Raw genomic sequence first — 23180 nt, 5'->3', positions numbered from 1 at the left:
ACGTGCCACCACCGACAAAGCTCATCCCGATTTCCGGCCGAGGCCGCGCACGGCGGGCACCGCCAGCAGCGCCGCGCACACCAGCAGGGTCACCACGCCCCCGGCGAGGAGCACCGGCCGCGCCCCCAAGAAGCCCGCCGCCGGCCCTGCCAGGGCCTGGCCGACGGGCAGCATGGCGACCGAGCCGGCGACCTCGTACGCGTGGATCCGGTTGAGGATCGCGCCGGGCACCTGGGTCTGCACGCTGGTGGCCCACATCACACTCCAGAACGCCCAGGACGTCCCCGCGACCAGCACCGCCGCCGCCACCGCCGGCACCGGCAGCCCGGCGCCGACCGCCGCCGGGTAGAGCGCGAACCCGAACAGCGCCACCGCGCCGCCCCGCAGCGGCCGGGCCGGCCGCACCCGTATCGCCAGCAGCCCGCCGAGCGCGGTGCCGGCCCCCAGCGCGGAGGACACCAGCCCGTACGCCTTCGGGCCGTGCGCGGGCAGGATCTCCCCGGCCGCCAGCGGGGTCACCGGGCCCATCACGAGGATCATGAAGCCCATCCAGATGACGATCACCGACCACATCCAGGTGCGGGCCCTGAACTCCCGCCATCCCTCCACCAGGTCGGCCCGGAAGCTGCCGCGCGCGGCGGCGCCCCCGGGCTCCGGCGCCGCGCGCCTCGGCAGCCGGAGCAGCAGCAGGCACCCGGCGCTCACCGCGTACGTGCCGGCGTGTGCGGCGAACACCCCGCCCGCGGAGGTGAAGGCCACGAGCACGCCGGCGAGCGCCGGGCCGGCCAGCGCCATCAGCGACTCGGCGGTGCGCACCACCCCGTTCGCCTCCTGGACGTCCCGGGCCACCTGGGGCACCGTGCTGGCCACGCCCGGCTGGAACATGGCGCCCGCCACGCCGTTGACCGCGCCGATCAGGCAGATCTGCCAGAGCACGACCTGCCCGGAGAAGAACAGCCAGGCGGCCAGTGACTGCGTGCCCACCCGGACCAGGTCCGCGCCGATCATCAGGCCGCGGGCGCTGAACCGGTCGGCGAAGACCCCGCCGAAGACGACCAGACCGGCGAAGCAGGCGGTGAAGGACGCCATGGCGTAGCCGATGTCCCCGGCGCCGTAGCCGTGCTGCAGCAGTCCCGCCGACAGCGCGACGGGCAGCATCGAGTCGCCCAGCATGGCGACGCTGCGGGCGGTGAAGTACAGGCTGAACCCCCTTGACCACAGGCGGCCCTGGGGGGAGAGGGGCGTGCCGGGCCCCGGGGCGCACGGCGGCGGGGGCGAGGGTGCGGAGGTCACGGCCGACCAGTGTGGACTGGACCAATCGGCCGAGTCCACACCCCTGCCGCGGCGTCTCGCCTGTCAGACGGCGCGCAGCAGCAGCACCGTCCTGCCCGGCACGGTCAGCGCCCGGCCGGCGGGGTGCCGGCTGCCCGGCGGTTCGGCCTGGTCCTCGCGCGAGGTGTCGAGCAGCAGCTCGTACTCCCGGGCCCACGGCCCGCCGGGCAGGGTGAAGCGGGCCGGGCGGTGCGAGGCGTGGAGGACCACCAGGAAACTGTCGTCGGTCACCGGACGGCCGCGTGCGTCGCGGTGCGGGATGTCCGCGCCCGACAGGTACATCCCGAGCGTGGCCGTGGGGCCGTGCCAGTCGGCCTCGGTCATCTCCCGGCCCTGCGCGGTGAACCAGGCCAGGTCCCGCAGCCCGCCGGCGGACTGCGGCCGGCCGGAGAAGAAGGCCCGCCGGCGCAGCACGGGGTGCGCCTTGCGCAGCGCGATCAGCCGGGCGGTCAGCGCGCGCAGCGAGGCCCAGGCCGGGTCCTGCGGCAGCGACCAGTCCAGCCAGCTGATCTCGTTGTCCTGGCAGTACGCGTTGTTGTTGCCGCCCTGGGTGCGGCCCGCCTCGTCGCCGGCCACCAGCATCGGAACCCCGGTCGACAGCAGCAGCGTCGAGAGCATGTTGCGCAGTTGGCGCCGGCGCAGTTCGCCCACGGCCGGGTCGTCGGTCTCTCCCTCGTGGCCGCAGTTCCAGGACCGGTTGTCGTTGGTGCCGTCGCGGTTGTCCTCGCCGTTGGCCTCGTTGTGCTTGTGCTGGTAGGTCACCAGGTCGCGCAGGGTGAAGCCGTCGTGGGCGGTGATGAAGTTGACCGAGGCGTACGGCCGGCGCCCGCCCCAGGCGTACAGGTCGCTGGAGCCGGACAGCCGGTAGCCCAGGTCGCGCACGTCGTGCCGGGCGCCGCGCCAGAAGTCCCGGACGGTGTCGCGGTAGCGGTCGTTCCATTCCGTCCACAGCGGCGGGAAGGCGCCCACCTGGTAGCCGCCGGAGCCGACGTCCCAGGGCTCGGCGATGAGCTTGACCCGGCGCAGCACCGGGTCCTGGGCGATGACGGCGAGGAACGGGGAGAGCATGTCCACGTCGTGCATCGACCGGGCGAGCGCCGCGGCGAGGTCGAAGCGGAAGCCGTCGACGCCCATCTCGGTCACCCAGTAGCGCAGGGAGTCGGTGATCAGCCGGAGCACCTGGGGCTGGACGACGTGGAGGGTGTTGCCGCAGCCGGTGTAGTCGGCGTAGCGGCGCGCGTCCCCCTGCAGCCGGTAGTAGCCGTGGTTGTCGATGCCGCGCAAGGAGAGCGTGGGCCCGAACTCGCTGCCCTCGGCAGTGTGGTTGTAGACGACGTCGAGGATCACCTCCAGCCCCGCGTCGTGCAGGGCGCGCACCATCCGCTTGAACTCGCCCACCTGCTGCCCGCGGGTGCCGCTGGCGGCGTAGCCGGCGTGCGGGGCGAAGTAGCCGATCGAGTTGTAGCCCCAGTAGTTGCGCAGGCCCCGGCGCAGCAGGTGATCCTCGTGGGCGAACTGGTGCACCGGCAGCAGCTCGACGGCGGTGACGCCGAGGCCGGTGAGGTACTCGATCGCCGCCGGGTGGGCCAGTCCGGCGTAGGTGCCGCGCAGTTCGGGCGGGATACCGGGGTGGCGCATGGTGAAGCCGCGGACGTGCAGCTCGTAGAGGACGGAGTCCGCCCAGGGCGTCTTGGGCCGGCGGTCGTCCGTCCACGGGTCGTCGTCGTCCACCACGACGCCCTTGGGCACGTGCGGGGCGGAGTCGCGGTTGTCTCGGACGGTGTCGGCGACCGCCTGCTCCGGCCAGTCGCGCACATGGCCGTACACCTCGGGAGGCAGGGTGAAGTCGCCGTCGACCGCCCGCGCGTACGGGTCGAGCAGCAGCTTGGCCGGGTTCCAGCGGGCGCCGGTCCACGGGTCCCAGCGGCCGCCGACCCGGTAGCCGTAGCGGTGGCCGGGCAGCACCCCGGGCACGAAGCCGTGCCAGATCTCATGGGTCAGCTCGGTCAGCGGGACCCTGGTCTCGGCCCCCTCGTCGTCGAACAGGCACAGCTCCACCGACTCGGCGCCGCCCGCCCACAGGGCGAAGTTGGTGCCCGGGCGCCCGTCGGGGCCGGTGTGGAAGCGCGCCCCCAGCGGCTGGGGACTGCCCGGCCACACCATGGCACCCCCAAAACCGGCCGGCCCGGGCGCGGCCGGCGCGGTCGCCGGGCGCGGCAGCGGCACGGCCACGGGGGCGGTCCGGTGGCCGCCTGGGCGCGGCGTCGCGGCCCGGTCGACCGATTCGTCCTCGCGTGTCTCCGACACGTGCTCGCCTCCTGCGGCTCGGGGGACGCCGGATCCCGGCCGGCGGCGGCCGGGGCCCGTGCGCGGCGCGGTGTCCCCCCGCGTGCGCGTTCACGCCCTCCCGCTTTACTTTCCCGTTCACCCGGCGGCGTCACCTCGTTCCTCCGGGATGCCCCGGCCTTGAGGCCGGGGAGCAGTCCTGCGCCGCGTGCGAAGTCGTATTCCCCAGGGACAGGAAGTGCGCCCGTGCGATGCCGGTCCGAGCCGGTCTCACCCGGCTGGTGCTGATCGTGCAGGAGCCGGTGGACCGCGGGCCCCCAGCCGACGTGAGCCAGGAATCCCCGTCCTTGCGGAGGGTCCTTTCGGGCGGGAGGACGCCAAACGCCTGATCGATCGGAGCGGCGGAGCGGCGGAGCGGTTACCCCGGGGGCCCCCGGTCGTTGACCGAGCGTGACGACTGCGGTGCGGCGCGCTCTGCGCGCGGGGGCGGGGCTTGCCACCGCCATGTGGCTGGCGGGGATGCTGACGGCGTGCGGGCTGGGACTCGGGCCCGCGGACAGCGGTGCGGTGCGCGACGACACCCCGAAGGTGTCCCAGGCCAGGATCACCGTCACCCCGGCGGACGGAACCCGCGACGTGGAGGCGCACGACCCGCTCACGGTCGAGACGGAGGGGGGCAGGCTCACCTCCGTGCACGTCGAGGACGGCGACGGGGACGTGGTCGAGGGGGTGTTCACCACGGACCGCTCCCGCTGGCACGCCCGGTCGAGGCTGGCGCTCTCGGAGAAGTACACGGTGGACGCCGTCGCCGAGGACCCGGGGGGCCGGCGCGCCGCCAAGCACGCGGTGTTCACCACTCTCGTCCCCAAGAACACCCTCATCGGCTACTTCACCCCCGAGGACGGCCAGACGGTCGGCACGGCCATGATCGTCTCTCTGGACTTCAACCGGCCGGTCGCCGACCGCGAGGCCGTCGAGCGCGCCGTCCGCGTCCACTCCTCGCCCCCGGTGGAGATCGCCCCGCACTGGTTCGGCGACCGCCGCCTCGACTTCCGTCCCCGCGAACGCTGGCGCCCCGGCACGAAGGTGACGCTCTCCCTGCGGTTGCGCGACGTCGAGACCGCCCCCGGGGTGTACGGGGTGCAGTCCAAGGACGTCACCTTCGACATCGGCCGGGACCAGACCAGCACCGTGGACGCCGCCACGCACACCCTCACCGTGCGCCGCGGCGGGCAGGTCCTCCGCGTCCTGCCGATCTCGGCGGGCGCTCCGTCCAACCCGACGTACAACGGGGCGATGGTCATCACGGAGAAGCTCCGCCTGACCCGGATGAACGGGGACACCGTGGGCTTCGGCGGCGAGTACGACATCCCCGACGTCCCGCACGCCATGCGGCTCACCCGCTCCGGCACCTTCGTGCACGGCAGTTACTGGGCCGCACCCGGCACCTTCGGCGCGGCCAACACCAGTCACGGCTGCGTCGGCCTCTTCGACGTGAAGGGCGGCGGCACGGCCACGCCGGCGGGCTGGTTCTTCGCGCACTCGCTCGTCGGCGACCTCGTCACCGTCGTCAACTCCCATGACCGTGTCGTCTCCCCGGACAACGGGCTGGGGGGCTGGAACATGACCTGGGAGCAGTGGGCGGACGGGGCCTGAGACCGGCACCGGGCTCCGCGACTGGGACGGAACGGTGACAATACCGGGACCACAACACCGGGCGCGTGTGGTTCTCTGAACGAAGGTGAGGGGGACTCACACGTGGGCCGCGGGGCTGCGGCGCCACGGGCCGGTTTGGGGAGACGACAGGTGAAGGCGATACAGGGCGCGCGGGGCGCAGGGCGGACCACCTTGGGCCTCGCGGTGGGGGCGATGCTGCTCCTCGTCAGCGCGTGCGGGGGCAGTGCCAGCGGCGACAGCAAGGACGAGGGCAAGGCCAGGCCCGGAGCCACGGCCTCGCAGGGCGGCAAGAGCGACACGACCGAGTCGCAGGCCGTCGTCACCATCGCGCCCGAGGACGGCGCGGACGAGGTGGCCACCACGGGGGACCTCAAGGTCACGGCCGGCAAGGGCCGGCTGACCTCCGTCGTGGTCAAGAGCGGCAAGGGCGACCCGGTCGAGGGCAAGATATCCGCCGACGGCGCCAGTTGGGAGCCGACGGAGACGCTGGGCACGTCCACCGAGTACTCGGTGGACGTGATAGCCGAGGACAGCGCGGGCCGTGAGTCGGCGAAGCACGCGAGCTTCACCACGGTCACCCCCAAGGACACCTTCATCGGCTTCTTCACCCCCGAGGACGGGCAGACGGTCGGCGTGGGCATGCCGGTCTCGCTGAAGTTCAACCGGGCGATCACCGACAAGAAGGCGGTGCAGGACGCGATCAAGGTGACCGCGACCCCGTCGGTCCCCGTCGTCGGCCACTGGTACGGCAACCAGCGAGTGGACTTCCGCCCCGAGAAGTACTGGGCCAAGGGCACGAAGATCACTCTGTCCCTGCGGCTGAATGGCGTCGAGGGCGCGGACGGCGTCTACGGCACCCAGTCCAAGGACGTGCACTACACCATCGGCCGCAGCCAGGTCAGCATCGTGGACGCCGCGAAGCACACGATGAAGGTCTACCGCGACGGCAAGCTGCTGCGGACCATACCGATCACCGCGGGCGGGCCCGGCACGACGACCTACAACGGCAAGATGGTCATCACCGAGCGGTACCCGGTGACCCGCATGAACGGCGACACCGTGGGCTTCGGCGGTGAGTACGACATCAAGGACGTGCCGCACGCCCAGCGGCTGACCACCTCGGGCACCTTCATCCACGGCAACTACTGGGCGTCCTCGGGCACCTTCGGCAGCGCGAACGTCAGCCACGGCTGCGTGGGCCTGCGGGACGTGCGCGGCGGCGGCGGTGCCACCCCGTCCTCGTGGTTCTACGACAACTCGATGATCGGCGACGTCGTGGAGGTCAGGAACTCCCACGACAAGACCGTGCAGTGGTGGAACGGGCTCAACGGCTGGAACCTGCCGTGGAGTCAGTGGACCCCCGCTTCCTGACGCGCCCCGTGAGGCATGTCGCAGCGTGAACGGACGTTCACGGATACCCTCGTCGGCCATGACAGTTAATCTCGAGGTCGACGAGGGTGTCGGCACCATCCGCCTGGACCGCCCCCCGATGAACGCCCTGGACGTCGCGACCCAGGACCGGCTCCGCGAGGTGGCGGAGGAGGCGTCCTGGCGCGAGGACGTACGGGCCGTCGTGCTCTGGGGCGGCGAGAAGGTGTTCGCGGCGGGCGCGGACATCAAGGAGATGCAGGCCATGGACTACGAGGCCATGGCCGTGCGGGCCCGCGCGCTGCAGGTCTCCTTCACGGCGGTCGCCCGGATCCCCAAGCCGGTGGTGGCCGCCGTGACGGGTTACGCCCTCGGCGGCGGCTGCGAACTCGCGCTCTGCGCCGACATCCGGATCGCCGCGGAGGACGCCAGGCTCGGCCAGCCCGAGATCCTGCTCGGCCTGATCCCCGGCGCGGGCGGCACGCAGCGGCTGTCGCGGCTGGTGGGCCCCGCCAAGGCGAAGGACCTCATCTTCACCGGCCGCATGGTCACGGCGGACGAGGCGCTCACCATCGGCCTGGTGGACAAGGTGGTCCCGGCCGGGCAGGTGTACGCCGAGGCCCGCGCCTGGGCCGAGCGGCTGGCCCGCGGTCCGGCGCTGGCGCTGCGCGCCGCCAAGGAGGCCGTGGACGCCGGCCTGGAGACCGATCTGGACACCGGCCTCACCATCGAACGGAGCCTGTTCGCGGGGCTGTTCGCCACCGAGGACCGCACGACGGGCATGCGCAGCTTCGTCGAGGAGGGCCCCGGCAAGGCGAAGTTCCGCTGAGCCCGACCCGGTTGGGTGACGGCCGGTATCGCCGGGTCGCCTCGAGCCCGTCTCGGGCGAGGCTCGGGGCGACCCGCGGCGGATGCCTCGACCGTTCCTCGCCGGAGCCCTCTTCGCGCAGGTGAAAGGGGTCGCGGCGGCTCCAGTCATGCCCCTGGCATATGCCGACGGGGCGTCCCGGGGTGGCATGTCCTGCGGCGCCGATTCCCTCGTTCCGCCCCGAAGCGCTGTCGGGTACGGCCATCATGTGGACATGGCGGGGCAGCAGGGAGCATCTGAGCAGCCGCAGCGGGTGACCGTCCCTGCGGTGGGGCGGCCGTCCGCGGCGGTCGACGATCGGGCGGCGTCGTGCATCGAGCTGTTGGGCAACCCCGCCATGGCGGAGGTGCGGCTCGTCTCGCGCCCGGAGTCGGCGGCCGATGCCCGCCGCCTCGCCCGCGCCGTGCTGCGGCTGTGGGGGCTGCCCCAGTTGGACGACGTCGTCGAGTTACTCGTCTCCGAACTCGTGGGCAACGCCGTGCGGCACACGGGCGCCCGTACCTTCGGTCTGCACATGCCGCGCCGCCGCGGCTGGATCCGGGTGGAGCTGCGCGACCCCTCCCGGGCCCTGCCCTGCCTGATGCCGGTGCGCGAACTGGACGAGAGCGGGCGCGGGCTCTTCCTGATCGACACGCTCGCCGACCGCTGGGGGGTGGACCTGCTGCCGCAGGGCAAGACGACCTGGTTCGAAATGCGGGTCATGGACCGTTGAACGGAGAATGAACGAAAACCTGTGTTTGCAAGGTCAGTGTCCCATGTCACTCGCACATCGCGAGGTTTCGGCAGTGTTTCCTCGTATGCTTGCCAATGTAACGACCTCCAAGACCCGGGTTCGGTCGTCCGAAGGCGTCGTGGATCACACCCCTGGTTCCGCGGCGGATCGAGAGGCCCCAGCAGCGTCGCACAACGTCGCTCGGGGGCCTCTTCTGCTTCTGTGGCGGGACACGCCGACAAGGGTGAGCATTCCGGCGACTGGACGATGCCGGGGTAATTGTGGGCATATGATCACACTGCGCACGCTGCGCCGGCTCTGTGCCGCCGCCCTTCCGCTGGGGGTGCTCGCACTCCCCGTCTGCGCGGCCGCCGCGGCCGTCGCCCCGGGTCTTCCACGCGACCCGGCCGTTCCCGAATGGTGCCCCGTCGTCCCCGACCGGCTCTACGCAGCCGCGGACACCAGCGTCGACCTCGACCGGATCAGGCCCGGCGAGCCGAGCTGGCGCTCCAATTGCAACGCCCTCTTCCGGGGCGACGACCGCCCGCCGGAGCAGGTCTTCAAGGACGGGCTGCGTCCCGCGGACGTCAGTGGCGGCGAGTACGACCTGCAGGCCTACGCCCGGCGGGAGCAGCCCTCGCCGTTCGTGGCCACCACCTATGACCGCGAGTCCCTCAAACAGCGGACGACCACCTACCTCTACTACATCGACGCCCCCGGGGGTATCGAGCTCGACGAGACCCTCGGCACCCGGGAGCTGAGGTCGGCCCGCACCAGCGTGGTCTTCCCGGGGGGAGTGGCCCGGCAGTTCATCGTGAAGGCATGCCCGGTGGACAAGGCCACCGGGGCCGAGGTCACGGCGCGGTGCGTGCTCAACCCCGCGTACTCGCCGTGGCGCGGCTGGCCGGCCCCCGACTGGACGGGGGTGAAGGAACCCGGCGCCGCGCAACCCCCTGCCCAGCCCCCCGCCAAGCCGTCGGCGCCCTCCGCCGCCCAGCCGTCGGCACCGTCCGCAGCCAGGCCGTCCGCAGCGCCTCCGGCGGCCCGGCCGGGCACGTCCCCGGCCGGCGGCCCAGCCGCGCCGTCCGGCGCTCAGCCGTCCGCCGTTCAACCGTCCGGCGCTCAGCCGTCCGCCCCGTCGGCCGCCCGACCCCCGGCCGCGCCTGTGGCGCCCGGGCCGGGTACGGCGCCGGCCGGTCGTCCGGCCGTACCGCCCGCCGTCCAGCCGGGCGGGTCCCGCACCTTCGAGGAGGGCGCGGGCGGGCCGGTGGGTTGACGGCACCGCACACGGCGGCCACCAGCGCTCTGGCGAGCGGTGGTGGCCGCCGTCCGTACGCGCGGCACCTCGCGGCAGCGGATCGGCCCGCGTGTGGACAGACCCCTGCCCTCGCCCCGGGGAGCGAGGGCAGGGGTCCGGCGCTCAGCCGAGCCGCAGCACCGAGGTGAGCACCTCCGTCAGTGTCGCCGCGGGGTCCGCCACGGCGTCACGGCTCCGCCACGCGACGAAACCGTCCGGGCGGACCAGGATCGCTCCACTCGGCGTCATGCCGTGCACCGCCGTCCAGTCCGTGCCCGCCTCGGGCACCAGGTCCGCCTGGGTGGACTCACCGAGCCGGTAGGCCTCCAGAGGGACTCCGAGGCGCTCCGCGACCGCGCGGGCCGCGTCGTGCCAGGCCGTTCCCTTCGGCCCGTCACCGGTGAGCAGCACCATGGAGCGCTCGTACAGGTCCAGCGTCGAGCGGCGCTCGCCCTCCCGGGTGGTCACCCACACATGCGGGGAGCGGCCACCGGGCTCGGCGACCGGGCGGAAGTCCTCGGGGACGACCGGGCGCCCCGGATCCGCGCCGAGGAACGCGCCCTGCGGGTAGCGGTAGCCCAGAGCGACCACCAGCACGCCCTTCTGGGGTCCGCCGCCGGCCGGCGGGGCGTAGCCGGGGTGGGCGTGCTCGGCGGAACGCGCGGAAGCCCGTTCGCTGGTGGCCACGGCGACCGGGCGGCGCTCCGCCTCGTATGTCTCCAGCAGCTCCGGCCCGGCCCAGCCGCCGACCACCGCGGCCAGCTTCCACGCCAGGTTGTGGGCGTCCTGGATGCCCGTGTTGGAGCCGAAGGCGCCGGTGGGGGACATCTCGTGGCACGCGTCGCCGGCCAGCAGCACCCGCCCGCGCCCGTAGGAGTCCGCGACCCGCTCCGCGGCGCGCCAGGGAGCCCGGCCGGTGATCTCGATCTCCAGGTCCGGCACGCCCACCGCGGTGCGGATGTGGGCGGCCAGCCGCTGGTCGGTGAAGTCCTCCGGCGCCTCGTCCCGTTCGGGGTGCCAGGGCGCGTGGAAGACCCAGTTCTCCTGGTTGTCGACGGGCAGCAGCACGCCGTCGGCGTCCGGGTTGGTCAGGTAGCACGCGATGAAGCGGCGGTCGCCCACCGCGTCGGCCAGCCGCTTGGCGCGGAAGGTCGCGCTGATGTTGGCGAACAGGTCGCCCTGGCCGGTGTGCCCGATGCCCAGGGCGCGGCGCACCGGGCTGCGCGGACCGTCGGCCGCGAGCAGGTAGTCGGCCCTGACGGTGCGGCGCTCACCTGTCTCGCGGTCCGTCAGTTCGCAGGTCACTCCGTCGCCGTCCTGGGTGAACGAGGTCAGTTCGGTGCTGAAGCGCAGATCGCCGCCGAGTTCGCGGGCGTAGTCCACGAGCACCGGCTCCAGGTCGTTCTGGCTGCACAGGCACCAGCCGCTGGGGCTGATGCCGGACAGTCGGCCGCCCGGGTCGATCTCCCGGAACAGCCACTCCGCGTTGTCCGAGGTGAGCGATTCGGCCTGCAGGATGCCGTGGTTGTCGGCGAGTACGGAGGCGGCCCGCCGGATCAGCGGCTCCGCCCCGGCCGTACGGAACAGTTCCATGGTCCGCAGGTTGTTGCCGCGGCCACGGGGGTGGATGGAGGTACCCGGGTGCTTCTCGACGAGGACGTGCCGGACGCCGAGCCGGCCCAGGAAGACTGAGCTGGAGAGCCCGACGAGGGAGCCCCCCACGATGAGGACCGGAACCCGGTCTTCGGCCTGTGGAGTCATAGCTCCCTAAATGCCCGATTGCGGGGTGTATTTTCGCCCGTCACCCAATTGGATCACATATCTCGCACCGGTTGGGCCACCACAGCACGATCGTTTGACGACGGACCTTGGGGGGTTGCTCGCTCTCGGAAGAGGTGGAATATGCCGGCCCAGGCCGAAAAGGTCTCGCAGTCCGCGCTCGATGGCAATCGCCTGCGCGTCGTCCTCATGCTTGATGTCGAGGACGGCGCCGAGCAGCGGTTTCTTGATGCGTATGACCAGATGTGCCGCCACGTCGCCGCCGTGCCCGGACACGTCAGCGACCAGCTGTGCCAGTCGATCGAAAATCCCTCGCAATGGCTGATCACCAGTGAGTGGGAGAGTGCGCTGCACTTCCTCGCCTGGGTGGACAGCCCGACCCACCTGGAGATGGTGCAGCCGATGCACGGCTGCGTGAAGGACACCCGCTCGCTCCGCTTCGGGGTGCTGCGGGAGACCCGTACCTCCTACGAGTCCGGCCGCATGCAGCCCGTGCCGCGGGTCGGGGACGGGATCATCCGCCACGCCATCACCTTCACCGTGAAGCCCGGCAGCGAACAGAAGGTGGCGGACATCCTGTCCGGCTACACCTCGCCGCAGGCCGTGGTGGACGAGAACACGCGGCTGCGCCGCACCTCGCTGTTCATGCACGGCAACCGCGTCGTGCGCGCCGTGGAGGTGGAGGGCGACCTGGCCAGGGCACTGCGCCACGTCGCCCGCCAGCCCGAGGTGCGGGCTGTCGAGGAAGCCATCAACCCCTACCTGGAGGTGGACCGGGATCTCAACGACCCGGGCTCGGCACGGGAGTTCTTCGCCCGCGCCGCGCTCCCGGCCGTGCACCACGTCGCCAAGGGCGCCGACCGTCCGGAGAACCTGCGCCGGCACGCCCTGATCTACCCGGCCAAGGCGGGCTCCGGCCCGGCCGTCGCCAAGATGCTCGCCCAGCAGGACGAGGAGGCCGTGGACGCCCCCAAGGGGCCGCTCGCGCGCAGCACCGTCTACCTCCGCGAGGACATCGTGGTGCGCCTGGTGGACCTGCGGGTCCCGGTCGAGGAGGCCCCGCTGGTCGCCGTGGGCGTCGCGGGCAAGCACAAGACCGGCGTCCTCGCCAGGCTGCTCGACCTCGGCCCCGGCTGGGACCTCGGGGACGAGCAGGGCCTGAAGCGGTTCCTCGCCGAGTGCGACATGCGCCTGCTCACCGACCGCAGCGCGGCCACGTCCTGACCCGTCCGAGCCATTGGCAGCCGGCAGGTACCGGCCGGTCCGGGGTGCGCCCCGGACCGGCCCCCGCCGGAGGAGGCAAGCATGGATGATCTTCTGACCAACGAACGGAACGCCCCGTTCACGCCGACCATCGTGAATCTGGCGGACACCCCGCCCAACCGCCGCCGCGGCGGCGACCTGCGGGCGATGCTCACCCCGACCGCGTGCGGCGCCACCAGCGGCTTCATGGGCGTGGCTCTCGTCGACCCCGGTGACCGGATCGGCGAGCACTACCACCCCTATTCCGAGGAGTTCGTCTACGTGGTGTGCGGCGACCTGGAGGTGGACCTGGACGGCGAGCCCCATGTGCTCCGCCCCGAGCAGGGCCTGATGATCCCGCCGTACGTCCGCCACCGGTTCCGCAACGTGGGCCGCACCGAGGCCCGGCTCGTCTTCCACCTCGGTCCGCTCGCTCCCCGACCGGAGTTGGGCCACGTGGACACCGAGGTCACCGAGCAGACCGAGGACGCGGCGTCATGACCCGCCGGGTGGCGGTCACCGGGGCCGGTGTCGTCGCCCCCGGCGGTGTCGGGGTCCCCGCTTTCTGGGAACTGCTCACCGCCGGCCGGACGGCGACCCGCGGGATCACGCTCTTCGACCCGACGGGCTTCCGGTCCCGCATCGCCGCAGAGGTCGACTTCGACGCGGCGTCCTGCGGGCTGGGCCCGCAGGACGTGGAACGCGCCGACCGGTACGTCCAGTTCGCGCTCGTCGCGGCCGCCGAGGCGATCCGCGACGCCGGACTGGAACTGGGCGAGGAGGACCCCTGGCGCGTCGGGGTCTCCCTGGGCACCGCCGTCGGAGGCACCACCCGGCTGGAACACGACTACATACGCGTCAGCGAACGCGGCGCCCGCTGGGACGTCGACCACCGCCAGGCGGGGGCGCATTTGCACCGGGCGTTCGCGCCCAGCGCCCTCGCCTCGGAGATAGCCGAGCGGCACGGCGCCCGCGGCCCCGTGCAGACCGTCTCCACGGGCTGCACCTCCGGCCTCGACGCCGTGGGATACGCGTTCCACACCATCGAGGAGGGACGCGCCGACATCGTCATCGCCGGCGCCTCGGACTCCCCGATCTCACCCATCACGGTGGCCTGTTTCGACGCCATCAAGGCGACCAGCCCCAACAACGACGACCCGGCCCATGCCTCCCGGCCCTTCGACGCCCACCGCGACGGCTTCGTCATGGGCGAGGGCGGCGCCGTGCTCATCCTGGAGGAACTGGAGCACGCCAGGGCTCGCGGGGCCCGGATCTACTGCGAGGTCGGCGGCTACGCCACATACGGCAACGCCTACCACATGACCGGCCTCACCACCGACGGCCTGGAGATGTCCGAGGCCATCGACCGGGCACTGGACCACGCCAGGCTCGACCGGGCGGACGTCGACTACGTCAACGCGCACGGCTCGGGGACCAAGCAGAACGACCGCCACGAGACCGCCGCGGTCAAGCGCTCCCTGGGCGCCCATGCCTACTCCACGCCCATGAGCTCCATCAAATCCATGGTCGGCCACTCCCTCGGGGCGATCGGCGCCATCGAACTGGCCGCCTGCACCCTGGCCCTCGCTCACGGCGTGGTGCCGCCGACCGCCAACTACGAGACCCCGGACCCGGAGTGCGACCTGGACTACGTCCCTCGCACCGCCCGTGAGCTGAAGCTGCGCACCGTGCTGTCCGTCGGCAGCGGTTTCGGCGGCTTCCAGTCCGCGGTGGTCCTCAACCGACCGGAGGGGAGCCAGCGATGAACACGCAAGCGGTGGTCACCGGCATCGGCGTCGTCGCACCGAACGGCATCGGAGCCGACGCCTTCTGGAAGGCGACCAGGGAAGGCGTCTCCGTCCTCGACGCGGTCAGCCGCGAGGGCTGCCGGGACCTGCCGCTTCGCGTCGCGGGAGAGGTCCGCGGCTTTGAGGTGTCGGCGGTCGTCGAGGACCGCTACACGGTGCAGACCGACCGGTTCACCCACTTCGCGATGGCGGCAGCCGACCAGGCACTCGCCGACTCCGGACTGCGCTTCGACGAGGAGGCCCCCTTCGACATCGGCGTGGTGACCGCGGCCTGTTCCGGCGGCGGCGAGTTCGGCCAGCGCGAGCTCCAGCAACTGTGGGGCAAGGGGCCGCGCTTCGTCGGTCCGTACCAGTCCATCGCGTGGTTCTACGCCGCCAGCACCGGCCAGATCTCCATCCGCGGCGGCTTCAAGGGCCCTTGCGGCGTGGTCGCCAGCGACGAGGCCGGCGGTCTCGACGCCGTCGCCCACGCCTGCCGCAACATCACCCGCGGCACCGGCACCCGGGCCGTCGTCGTCGGCGCCGCCGAGGCGCCGCTGGCGCCGTACTCGGCCGTCTGCCAGCTCGGATACGAAGAACTCAGCCTCGAGGAGGACCCCGACCGCGCCTATCAGCCCTTCACCCGGGACGCCTGCGGTTTCGCCCCCGCCGAGGGGGGCGCGATGCTCGTGGTCGAGGACCCCGAGCACGCCGCCGGCCGCGGGGCCGCCGCGCAGGCGGTCATCGCGGGGCACGGCGCCACCTTCACCGGCGCCTCGCGCTGGGCGGAGTCCCGCCAGGGACTGGCCCGCGCGATCCGTGACGCTCTCGCGGAAGCCGCGTGCGCCCCCGGGGACATCGATGTCGTCTTCGCGGACGCGCTCGGCACCCCGGAGGCGGACCGCGCCGAGGCGCAGGCACTGGCCGACGTGTTCGGCAGACGCGCCGCCCAGATCCCCGTGACCGCTCCCAAGACCGGCACCGGCCGCGCCTACTGCGGCGCCCCGGTGCTCGACGTGGCCGCCGCCGTGTTCGCCCTGCGGCACGGAGTCGTGCCCCCGACCCCCAACATCACCGACATCTGCCACGACCTCGACCTGGTCACCGGCCGGCCCCGGCCGGCGGAACTGCGGACCGCTCTGGTGCTCAGCCGCGGCCTGATGGGTTCCAACTCGGCCCTGGTCGTCCGGGCGTAGCGCAGGCGCAGTGAAGGAGAGCTCTTCCATGAGCAAGGAACTGACCTACGGCGAACTCGCCGCCCTGATGAAGTCCAGTGCCGGCATCACCGTCGACGTGGCCCTCCTGACCGGGCACCCGGAGACGCCCTTCGCCGAGTACGGCCTGGACTCGCTCGGCCTGCTCGGCATCGTCGGCGCCCTGGAGAACGACCGGGGCATCCCGATCGCCGGCGACGCCGACTCGTGCAAGACCCCCGGCGCCTTCATGGACGTCGTCAACAGCTCACTCAAGGCAGGAGTCTGACCATGCCCGGCCACACCGAGAACGAGATCATCATCCCCGCCCCCATGGACGTCGTCTGGGACATCACGAACGACGTGGAGGGCTGGCCGGACCTGTTCAGCGAGTACGCCTCCGTGGACATCGTGGAGCGGGAGGGCGACCGGGTCGTCTTCCGGCTCACCATGCACCCCGACGAGCACGGCCAGGTCTGGAGCTGGGTCTCCGAGCGGGTCGCCGACCGGGCCACCCGCACCGTGCGCGCGCACCGGGTGGAGACCGGCCCCTTCCAGTACATGGACATCCGCTGGGCGTACGAGGAGGTCCCCGGCGGCACCCGGATGCGCTGGACCCAGGACTTCGCCATGAAGCCCGGCGCCCCCCTCGACGACGAGGCGATGACGGCCCGGATCAACGACAACTCCAAGATCCAGCTGGAGCTGATCCGCGAGCGGATCGTGCAGCGCCACCGCGGGGGCTCGGCATGAGCTACCGCAGCCTGATCGTGGCCAGGATGAAGCCCGGTTCGCAGGAGCAGGTGGCGCAGGTCTTCGCCGAGTCGGACAAGGGCGAGCTGCCCGGTCTGATCGGGGTCACCGGGCGCAGCCTGTTCCAGTTCCGCGACGTCTATCTGCACCTGGTCGAGGCCGACCGGCCGCCCGGCCCCGAGGTCGCCCGGTACAAGGACCACCCGGCGTTCCGGGACATCAGCGAGCAGCTGTCGTCCTTCATCTCCGCGTACGACCCCGAGACCTGGCGTGAGCCCAAGGACGCCATGGCCCGGGAGTTCTACCGCTGGGAGCGCAGTGGCTGAGCAGGCCACCGCCGAGCCGGACTGGGTGCGCTGCGAGCGCTGTGCGGCGCTCGTCTACGGCAAGCGCTACGCCCGTACGCTGCGCGTCTGCCCGGAGTGCGGCGCGCACGGCCGGCTCACCGCCCGGCAGCGGCTCGACCAGCTGCTGGACCCGGGCTCCTGCCGGCCGCTCGCCGCCGAGCGCGGCGAGCGGCCGGCGCAGCACGATCCGCTGGGCTTCACCGACACCCGCCCGTACGCCGAGCGGCTGAGCGAGGCACGGGCGCGGACGGGGATGGACGAGGCCGTCGTCTGCGTGCGGGGCGCCGTCGGGGGGCAGCCGGTGGTGGCCGCCGCGATGGACTTCCGCTTCCTCGGCGGCAGCCTCGGTCTGGGGGTCGGTTCGCAGATCACCCGGGCCGCCCGCTGCAGCCTGCGGCAGCGCGTCCCGCTGCTGCTGGTCACCGCCTCCGGCGGCGCCCGCATGCAGGAGGGCGCCCTGTCCCTGATGCAGATGGCCAGGACCGCCCAGGCGCTCGCCGAACTCGACGAGGCCGGCGTCCTCGTAGTGTCCCTGGTCACCGATCCCACGTACGGCGGCGTCGCCGCGTCCTACGCGACCCTCGCCGACGTCATCCTGGCCGAGCCCGGCGCCCGGATGGGCTTCGCCGGGCCGCGCGTCATCGAGCAGACCACCGGCCGCCGGCTTCCCGAGGGCTTCCAGACCGCGGAGTTCCTCCTCGCGCACGGACTCGTCGACGACGTCGTCCCCCGCGCCGAACTCCGCCCGACGCTGGCCCGGCTGCTGCGGCTGCGCTCCGGGGCGGACGCCGCCCGCGGGGAGGACGCGCCCGCCGCCGAGCGGCCCCGGCCGGCGACCGTGCCGCGCGGACCCGCCGTCCGCGTCGTCCGCACGGCGGACGAACTGCCGGAGCGGGACCCCTGGGATGCGGTACGCCTGGCCCGGCACCCGATGCGCCCCACGGCCGCCGACTACGCGGCCCATCTGCTGCGGGACTTCCAGGAGTTGCACGGCGACCGGCTGGCCGCCGACTGCCCGGCCGTGATCGGCGGGCCGGGGCTGCTCGACGGCCGGCCCATCATGCTGATCGGCCATCACAAGGGCGGCCCCGAGGCGGAGGAGCGCCGGCGGCGCCGCCACGGCATGGCCACACCGGCCGGTCACCGGAAGGCGGCGCGCCTGATGCGGACCGCCGCCAAGCTGGGCATGCCGGTGGTGACCCTCATCGACACCCCGGGCGCCGACCCGGGCCCGGAGGCGGAGTGCGGCGGCCAGGCTCTGGCCATCGCCGAGAGCCTGCGCCTGATGGCGCGGCTGCCCGTACCGGTCGTCGCCGTGATCACCGGCGAGGGCGGCAGCGGCGGGGCCCTGGCCCTCGCCGTCGCCGACCGGGTCCTGGTCACCGAGAGCGGCGTCTACTCCGTCATCAGCCCCGAGGGCTGCGCCGCGATCCTGTGGAAGGACCCCGCCGCGGCCCCCGCCGCCGCGGCCGCCCTGCGGCTGCACGCCCGTGATCTGCTCCGGCTGGGCATCGTCGACGGCGTGATCCCCGAGCCGCCCGACGGCGCCCACAAGGACCACGCCCTCGCGGCCGCCCTCGTCGGCGGCGCGGTCTCGGCCGCCCTGGACGAACTGCGTCCCCGGGCCCCCGACCGGCTGCTGGCCGAGCGCCGCGACCGGTTCCACCGTTTCGGCCGACTGGAGGAGGAGGCAGCACCATGACACTCCACGGCGACGACAGGACGGCCCGCCCTCCGGGCGCGGGCAAGGCCCTCAACGGAACGTCCCCGGGCGCGCAGACCGCGCCCCCTGCGCTGGAGGCGGTCTGCCGCAGCGCGGCGGAGCTGGCCCGCTCGATGCCCGCCCCGCCGCGGCGGATCAGGCTGCGCCACGGCCAGACGGCGGTCGAGATCGAGTGGCCGCAGCCGCCGGCCTCTTCGGACGGACCCGCGCCCGCTCCGGCCGCGCCCGCTCCGGCCGCGCCCGCTCCCGCCGCACCGGAGACCGCTCCGGCCGCGCCCGCTCCCGCCGCACCGGAGACCGCTCCGGCGGCTGCCGCCCCGCCGCCCGCCCCCGGTGGAAGCCAGGGCGCCGCCGGCGCGGCTCAGGCGCACGAGGCGCACGGAGCGCAGACTTCCGAGTCGCACCACTACGTCTGCGCCCCCACCGTGGGCACCTTCTACCACGCCCTGGAACCCGGCGAGCGCCCGTGCGTCCGGGTCGGCGACCTGGTCCGCCCCGGCCAGAGCGTGGGCGTCCTGGAGGTCATGAAGATGATGAACATCGTCGAGGCGGACGTGGCCGGCCGCGTCGTGGAGATCGTGGTCCCGGACGGGCAGCCTGTGGAGTTCCAGCAGCCGCTGATCGCACTGCAGCCTCGAGCGGTGGAGGAGTGAGGGCCCGTGTTCTCCACCGTCCTGATCGCCAACCGCGGCGAGATCGCGCTGCGGATCGCACGCGCCTGCCGTGAACTGGGCATCCGCACGGTCGCGGTGTACTCCACGGCCGACCGCGACTCGGCCGTCGTCCGCTTCGCCGACGAGGCCGTGCACATCGGACCGCCCCCGGCGCGCGCGAGCTACCTCAACATCCCGGCCGTCGTCGAGGCGGCCCGCCGCACCGGAGCGCAGGCCGTCCACCCCGGTTACGGCTTCCTGTCCGAGGATCCCGACTTCGCCGAGATCTGCGAGGCAGGCGGCCTCACCTTCATCGGCCCCTCCCCGCAGGTGCTCTCCCTGCTGGGCGACAAGGCGTCCTGCCGCACGCTGATGGCCGAGGCCGGACTGCCCGTGCTGCCCGGCAGCACGGGCCCGCTGACGGGGCTCGCCGACGCGAAGGAGGCGGCGCAGCAGACCGGTTACCCGGTGATCCTCAAGGCCGTCGCCGGAGGCGGGGGGCGCGGCATGGCCGTGGTCACCGCCCCCGACCGGCTGCTCGAGACCTACCGCGGCACCGCGGCGCACGCCCGCTCCGTCTTCGGCGACGACCGGCTCTACCTGGAGCGGTACATCGAGCACGCCCGCCACGTGGAGGTGCAGGTGCTCTGCGACCGGTACGGCACGGTCGTCCACCTCGGCGAGCGCGACTGCTCGGTGCAGCGGCACCACCAGAAGCTGGTCGAGGAGGCCCCCGCCCCGGACCTGCCGGCGCGGCTGCGCTCGGCGATGTGCGCGGCGGCCGTGCGCGGCGCCCGGGCGGTCGGCTACACGGGCGTCGGCACCTTCGAGTTCGTGCTCACCCCGGAGCGGGACTTCCACCTGCTGGAGGTCAACTGCCGGCTCCAGGTGGAGCACCCGGTCACCGAGATGGTGACGGGGATCGACCTGGTCCGTGAGCAGATCCTGGCGGCCGCCGGCCATCCGCTGACCCTGCGCCAGGAGGACGTCGTGCACCGCGGGGTCGCCGTGGAGTGCCGGGTCAACGCCGAGGACCCCGACCGCGGTTTCGCGCCGACCCCGGGCCTGCTGACCGCATTCGAGGTGCCCGGCGGGCCCTTCGTCAGGGTGGACACCCACGCCTTCCCCGGCTGGCGGATCGGTCCCGACTACGACTCCCTGCTCGCCAAGGCGGTCGTCTGGGCACCGGACCGGGAACGGGCGCTGGCCCGCATGGACCGCGTCCTGGAGGAGATGCGGGTGCACGGCGAGGGCGTGTGCACCACGGCCGGCTTCCTGCGCAAGGTGCTGGCCCGCCCGGAGTTCCGGGCGGGCCGGCACACCACCGGCCTGGTGGCGGAGATCACCGGTACCGGCGAGAACGGCTAGCCGTCCGGTGGTCAGCGCGCCGGGCCGACCGTGCTGTGCAGGGCGTGCAGATAGGCGTTGACCGGGGTCACCTCGCCGATCTGCAGCCCCGCCTCCGTCATCAGCTTCACCATGCTGTCCCGGGTGTGCTTCTGACCGCCGACGTTCAGCAGCAGGAGCAGGTCCATGGCGGTGGTGAAGCGCATGGACGGGGTGTCGTCGACGAGGTTCTCGATGACGACGACCTTCGCCCCGGCGCCGCCCGCCGCGACGACGTTGCGCAGCGTGCGCCGCGTGCTGTCGTCGTCCCACTCCAGGATGTTCTTGATGATGTACATGTCGGCGGCCACCGGGACGTCCACCCGGCAGTCCCCGGGCACCAGCCGGGCGCGCGCTGCCAGCGGACCGCCCTCGCGCAGCCGCGGGTCCGCGCCGGCGACGACCTTCGGCAGGTCCAGCAGCGTGCCCTGCAGCTCGGGGTGCTTCTCCAGCAGCGCGGCCAGCACGTGCCCCTGGCCGCCCCCGATGTCGGCGACCGAGCCGACGCCGGTCAGGTCCAGCAGCGCCGCGATGTCCTGCGCCGACTGCCGGCTGGAGGCGGTCATGGCGCGGTCGAAGATCCGGGCGCTGTCGCGGGCGTCGTCGTGGAGGTACTCGAAGAACTCCTTGCCGAAGACCTCAGGGAAGACGTTGCGACCGCCGCGCACCGCGTCGTCCAGCCGCGGCCAGACCTCCCACGTCCACGGCTCGGTGCACCACAGCGCGATGTAGTGCAGGGTGTTCGGGCTGTCCTTGCGGAGCATCCGCGACATCTCGGTGTGAACGAAGCGGCCGTCGGCCTGCTCCTCGAAGACCCCATAGGAGGTCAGGGCGAGCAGCAGCCGGCGCAGCTGGCGCGGCGCGGCGCCGACCATGGCCGCGAGTTCCTCGGCGGTCGCGGGCTCCTTGCCGAGCGCGTCCGGCACGCCCAGCCTGGCGGCGGCCCGTACGGCGGCGGCGCACGCGGCGCCGAAGACGAGCTCGCGCAGACGCATCGCCGGCGGCGTGGCGGTCTCGGCGGCCGCCGTCTTCGCGGTGCCGTCCTCGCTGGTGGTCTCTGTCACGGTCATTCCTCGCACAACCCCTTCGGTTCAAAGACGCGGCACGTGTTGCCACGGAGGACATCGGCGGTGCCCTGGTCACGGTCGGCCGGATCGGCCGGGCTGTCGCCCGGGGTCGTGTCGCCCCGGACGGTGTTGCCGGCGTCGTGGGCGCCCTCCACGCTGCGGAAGAGCACGATCCCGCCGGACATCGGTGAGGTGCCGTGGTGGTCCACGACCCGGTTGCGGACCACCAGGGTCCGTTCTGCGCCCGTCAGCACGGTCCCCGCGCCCTGCGTGAAGGGGAGCCGGGCGGTGGAAGGGCAGCACGTGGGTTTCGCCGCCACGATGTCGTCGGAGACGGTCCGGCCTCCGGCGCGCGGGACTTCTTCCTCCCCGACGACGAGGACGCCGCCGCTGTCGGCGGTGAAGCGGTTGCCCACGACGCCCGGGTACCGCACCGCATGCCGGACGCCGATGCCCTGGCGGCTGTTGTGTTCGGCGGCGGCACCGCCCTCGGGGTCGTCCGTCCGAAAGGCGTCCACGCCGTCCTCGCGGACGCCGGAGGCCGGGAGCGACCGCAGCCGGACGCCGCCCAGCCGGCTCTGCCCCGCCGCGGTGACGCGCAGTCCGTTCCCGGCCGGCGTACGGACGTTGCGGCCGGCCCGGGTCCCCGGGGCGAGGACGGTGTCCGCGCCCCTCAGCACACCGGCGACCGCGGCCACCGCGGTCGCCTGGGGCCGACGAAGTGTCATGACTGCCCGTACCTGCCTTCCGGGGTGACGTCCCGGGTCACCTGGAATCTGACGGTATGAGCGGTTCCGTCGCATCGCCACTCTGCCGGGGCATCAGAGGTGGCGCGCGGCGGCCGAGCGGGCGCCTGGTAGGCCGTCAGGAGAGGTGCCCGCCGTCACTCGGCGCCGTCCGCGCCCGTGGCTCCTCCGCCTCCGGTCCGCCGCGCGGTGGCGCCGGCGGACCGGGGCGGCGGGGACGTGCCGCGACCGGCGCGCATGCCGTGGCCGAGGGCGCGGGCCCCAAGCCGCTCTCCTCCAGGGCGAGTCACCGGTGCGGCAGCCCGCGTCACCCGGCGTCCACGTGGGGCGATGGCCGGCAACCCCCCTGACGGCAGGGAGGCTTGGAGGGAGCCGAGCCGCCGGGGCCGAGCCGTCGACGGCGGTGGCCTCCTCGGCGGTGACGCCCGTCCCGCCGAGGACGCTACGGTCGCAGCGACCGGAGGGCCATGAGGGCCGGGTGGCCGAAGCCGCTGCCGGACGCCCGCAGGACGACGGTCTCCGCGCCCTTCGGCAGTCAGCCTTCCCCGGCTCGCGGATCGTCCACTCGGGTGCTGCCGTCGCGGACTCGGCGACGGTGTCGGCGGCCTCGGGAGCCGGGAACCCCGGTGATCCACGCGGGCGAGCCGAAGGCCGGGACGCCGACGGGCCGCGGCCAGGTGAGGGCGCCCCGCGGGTGGTAGGGCTTTCGGGAGGGTCGTCGACTGCCGGAGCCTTCGGCGTGGGGGGTTGCGCCCATCGCGATCCGGGCGGGGTGGCGGCGGGCGATCGTGCGGCCGGCCGGCCTCCGCGGTGGCCGACATCACTCCGCTGTGAGCGCGTGCGGGTTCAAGAGCGCCAGTCCGACAGGCACTCGGCGACGGCTACCGTTTCACGGAGGCGAGGGACGACACGCCCCTCGACCAGCCGGAATCGGTGGAAGACGGATTCCGACAAGCGTCGGCCG

General features: G+C 73.3%; 20 protein-coding genes. 15 read left to right on the top strand and 5 right to left on the bottom strand.

Annotated features, from left to right (window positions below):
- Nucleotides 1-21: 21 nt before the first annotated feature.
- Both AC3ET4_RS18380 and glgX read right to left on the bottom strand, forming a co-directional pair.
- Nucleotides 22-1293 (bottom strand): MFS transporter, encoded by a 1272-nt coding sequence (locus tag AC3ET4_RS18380; RefSeq protein ID WP_431950627.1) that lies wholly within the window; start codon nt 1291-1293, stop codon nt 22-24.
- Nucleotides 1294-1356: 63 nt separating this feature from the next.
- The gene (glgX, locus tag AC3ET4_RS18375; protein WP_431950645.1) at nt 1357-3495 is read right to left on the bottom strand and encodes a glycogen debranching protein GlgX; all 2139 of its coding nucleotides are present in this window, start codon (nt 3493-3495) and stop codon (nt 1357-1359) included.
- A 642-nt stretch (nt 3496-4137) separates the two neighbouring features.
- Here glgX and AC3ET4_RS18370 point away from each other — a divergent pair.
- The 5 genes from AC3ET4_RS18370 to AC3ET4_RS18350 all read left to right on the top strand — a co-directional run bounded on the left by AC3ET4_RS18370 (nt 4138) and on the right by AC3ET4_RS18350 (nt 9519).
- On the top strand, nt 4138-5274 hold the full coding sequence (locus tag AC3ET4_RS18370; protein WP_431950643.1) for a L,D-transpeptidase: 1137 nt from the start codon (nt 4138-4140) through the stop codon (nt 5272-5274).
- A 213-nt stretch (nt 5275-5487) separates the two neighbouring features.
- Entirely contained in the window at nt 5488-6666 is a 1179-nt protein-coding gene (locus tag AC3ET4_RS18365) for a L,D-transpeptidase (protein ID WP_431950641.1), read from the top strand.
- Between the two features lie 58 nt (nt 6667-6724).
- Complete coding sequence (locus AC3ET4_RS18360; protein WP_431950625.1) at nt 6725-7492, top strand: enoyl-CoA hydratase/isomerase family protein; 768 nt, start codon at nt 6725-6727, stop codon at nt 7490-7492.
- Between the two features lie 148 nt (nt 7493-7640).
- Complete coding sequence (locus AC3ET4_RS18355; protein ID WP_431950623.1) at nt 7641-8243, top strand: ATP-binding protein; 603 nt, start codon at nt 7641-7643, stop codon at nt 8241-8243.
- A 289-nt stretch (nt 8244-8532) separates the two neighbouring features.
- Entirely contained in the window at nt 8533-9519 is a 987-nt protein-coding gene (locus AC3ET4_RS18350) for a scabin-related ADP-ribosyltransferase (protein WP_431950621.1), read from the top strand.
- A gap of 144 nt (nt 9520-9663) precedes the next feature.
- On the opposite strand, the gene AC3ET4_RS18345 is transcribed toward AC3ET4_RS18350, so the two are convergent.
- Entirely contained in the window at nt 9664-11301 is a 1638-nt protein-coding gene (locus tag AC3ET4_RS18345; protein ID WP_431950619.1) for an FAD-dependent oxidoreductase, read from the bottom strand.
- Nucleotides 11302-11442: 141 nt separating this feature from the next.
- Here AC3ET4_RS18345 and AC3ET4_RS18340 point away from each other — a divergent pair, with 141 nt between their 5' ends.
- The 10 genes from AC3ET4_RS18340 (at nt 11443) to AC3ET4_RS18295 (ending at nt 20385) form a co-directional block, all read left to right on the top strand.
- Nucleotides 11443-12543 (top strand): SchA/CurD-like domain-containing protein, encoded by a 1101-nt coding sequence (locus tag AC3ET4_RS18340; RefSeq protein ID WP_431950617.1) that lies wholly within the window; start codon nt 11443-11445, stop codon nt 12541-12543.
- Nucleotides 12544-12624: 81 nt separating this feature from the next.
- Nucleotides 12625-13062: a cupin domain-containing protein gene (locus AC3ET4_RS18335; RefSeq protein ID WP_431950615.1), complete on the top strand. Its 438-nt coding sequence runs from the start codon at nt 12625-12627 to the stop codon at nt 13060-13062.
- Entirely contained in the window at nt 13059-14327 is a 1269-nt protein-coding gene (locus tag AC3ET4_RS18330; protein WP_431950613.1) for a beta-ketoacyl-[acyl-carrier-protein] synthase family protein, read from the top strand. Before AC3ET4_RS18335 ends, AC3ET4_RS18330 begins: the two co-directional genes overlap by 4 nt.
- Nucleotides 14324-15544: a ketosynthase chain-length factor gene (locus AC3ET4_RS18325; protein WP_431950611.1), complete on the top strand. Its 1221-nt coding sequence runs from the start codon at nt 14324-14326 to the stop codon at nt 15542-15544. The genes AC3ET4_RS18330 and AC3ET4_RS18325 overlap by 4 nt, the downstream gene beginning before the upstream one ends.
- Before the next feature lie 28 nt (nt 15545-15572).
- Nucleotides 15573-15830, top strand: a complete 258-nt coding sequence (locus AC3ET4_RS18320; RefSeq protein ID WP_431950609.1) for an acyl carrier protein — start codon at nt 15573-15575, stop codon at nt 15828-15830.
- Between the two features lie 2 nt (nt 15831-15832).
- On the top strand, nt 15833-16294 hold the full coding sequence (locus AC3ET4_RS18315; RefSeq protein WP_431950607.1) for an SRPBCC family protein: 462 nt from the start codon (nt 15833-15835) through the stop codon (nt 16292-16294).
- On the top strand, nt 16291-16620 hold the full coding sequence (locus AC3ET4_RS18310) for a TcmI family type II polyketide cyclase (RefSeq protein WP_431950605.1): 330 nt from the start codon (nt 16291-16293) through the stop codon (nt 16618-16620). Before AC3ET4_RS18315 ends, AC3ET4_RS18310 begins: the two co-directional genes overlap by 4 nt.
- Nucleotides 16613-18343, top strand: a complete 1731-nt coding sequence (gene accD / locus AC3ET4_RS18305) for an acetyl-CoA carboxylase, carboxyltransferase subunit beta (protein ID WP_431950603.1) — start codon at nt 16613-16615, stop codon at nt 18341-18343. Before AC3ET4_RS18310 ends, accD begins: the two co-directional genes overlap by 8 nt.
- Nucleotides 18340-19017, top strand: coding sequence for an acetyl-CoA carboxylase biotin carboxyl carrier protein (locus AC3ET4_RS18300; RefSeq protein WP_431950601.1), 678 nt, complete (start codon nt 18340-18342; stop codon nt 19015-19017). The genes accD and AC3ET4_RS18300 overlap by 4 nt, the downstream gene beginning before the upstream one ends.
- Nucleotides 19018-19023: 6 nt before the next feature.
- Nucleotides 19024-20385, top strand: coding sequence for an acetyl-CoA carboxylase biotin carboxylase subunit (locus AC3ET4_RS18295; RefSeq protein WP_431950599.1), 1362 nt, complete (start codon nt 19024-19026; stop codon nt 20383-20385).
- An 11-nt stretch (nt 20386-20396) separates the two neighbouring features.
- Here the strand turns inward: AC3ET4_RS18295 and AC3ET4_RS18290 are convergent, their stop codons facing one another.
- Together AC3ET4_RS18290 and AC3ET4_RS18285 are read right to left on the bottom strand one after the other, a co-directional pair.
- Nucleotides 20397-21473, bottom strand: coding sequence for a methyltransferase (locus tag AC3ET4_RS18290; protein ID WP_431950597.1), 1077 nt, complete (start codon nt 21471-21473; stop codon nt 20397-20399).
- Nucleotides 21470-22198 carry a hypothetical protein gene (locus AC3ET4_RS18285; protein WP_431950595.1) on the bottom strand — a complete coding sequence of 243 codons (729 nt, stop codon included), beginning with the start codon at nt 22196-22198 and terminating at the stop codon, nt 21470-21472. The genes AC3ET4_RS18290 and AC3ET4_RS18285 overlap by 4 nt, the downstream gene beginning before the upstream one ends.
- Nucleotides 22199-23180 lie beyond the last annotated feature (982 nt).

The organism is Actinacidiphila sp. bgisy167, assembly GCF_057707665.1.
The sequence above is the reverse complement of the archived record's forward strand: the minus strand, read 5'-3'. Positions and strand labels throughout refer to the sequence as shown.

Coding starts and splice junctions, on each gene's coding strand:
- AC3ET4_RS18285 (WP_431950595.1), bottom strand. CDS start 22,198: ATGACACTTCGTCGGCCCCAGGCGACCGCGGTGGCCGCGGTCGCCGGT.
- AC3ET4_RS18300 (WP_431950601.1), top strand. CDS start 18,340: ATGACACTCCACGGCGACGACAGGACGGCCCGCCCTCCGGGCGCGGGC.
- AC3ET4_RS18330 (WP_431950613.1), top strand. CDS start 13,059: ATGACCCGCCGGGTGGCGGTCACCGGGGCCGGTGTCGTCGCCCCCGGC.
- glgX (WP_431950645.1), bottom strand. CDS start 3,495: ATGGTGTGGCCGGGCAGTCCCCAGCCGCTGGGGGCGCGCTTCCACACC.
- AC3ET4_RS18310 (WP_431950605.1), top strand. CDS start 16,291: ATGAGCTACCGCAGCCTGATCGTGGCCAGGATGAAGCCCGGTTCGCAG.
- AC3ET4_RS18315 (WP_431950607.1), top strand. CDS start 15,833: ATGCCCGGCCACACCGAGAACGAGATCATCATCCCCGCCCCCATGGAC.
- AC3ET4_RS18340 (WP_431950617.1), top strand. CDS start 11,443: ATGCCGGCCCAGGCCGAAAAGGTCTCGCAGTCCGCGCTCGATGGCAAT.
- AC3ET4_RS18290 (WP_431950597.1), bottom strand. CDS start 21,473: ATGACCGTGACAGAGACCACCAGCGAGGACGGCACCGCGAAGACGGCG.
- AC3ET4_RS18325 (WP_431950611.1), top strand. CDS start 14,324: ATGAACACGCAAGCGGTGGTCACCGGCATCGGCGTCGTCGCACCGAAC.
- AC3ET4_RS18365 (WP_431950641.1), top strand. CDS start 5,488: ATGCTGCTCCTCGTCAGCGCGTGCGGGGGCAGTGCCAGCGGCGACAGC.
- AC3ET4_RS18360 (WP_431950625.1), top strand. CDS start 6,725: ATGACAGTTAATCTCGAGGTCGACGAGGGTGTCGGCACCATCCGCCTG.
- AC3ET4_RS18355 (WP_431950623.1), top strand. CDS start 7,641: ATGCCCCTGGCATATGCCGACGGGGCGTCCCGGGGTGGCATGTCCTGC.
- AC3ET4_RS18370 (WP_431950643.1), top strand. CDS start 4,138: ATGCTGACGGCGTGCGGGCTGGGACTCGGGCCCGCGGACAGCGGTGCG.
- AC3ET4_RS18350 (WP_431950621.1), top strand. CDS start 8,533: ATGATCACACTGCGCACGCTGCGCCGGCTCTGTGCCGCCGCCCTTCCG.
- AC3ET4_RS18335 (WP_431950615.1), top strand. CDS start 12,625: ATGGATGATCTTCTGACCAACGAACGGAACGCCCCGTTCACGCCGACC.
- AC3ET4_RS18345 (WP_431950619.1), bottom strand. CDS start 11,301: ATGACTCCACAGGCCGAAGACCGGGTTCCGGTCCTCATCGTGGGGGGC.
- AC3ET4_RS18320 (WP_431950609.1), top strand. CDS start 15,573: ATGAGCAAGGAACTGACCTACGGCGAACTCGCCGCCCTGATGAAGTCC.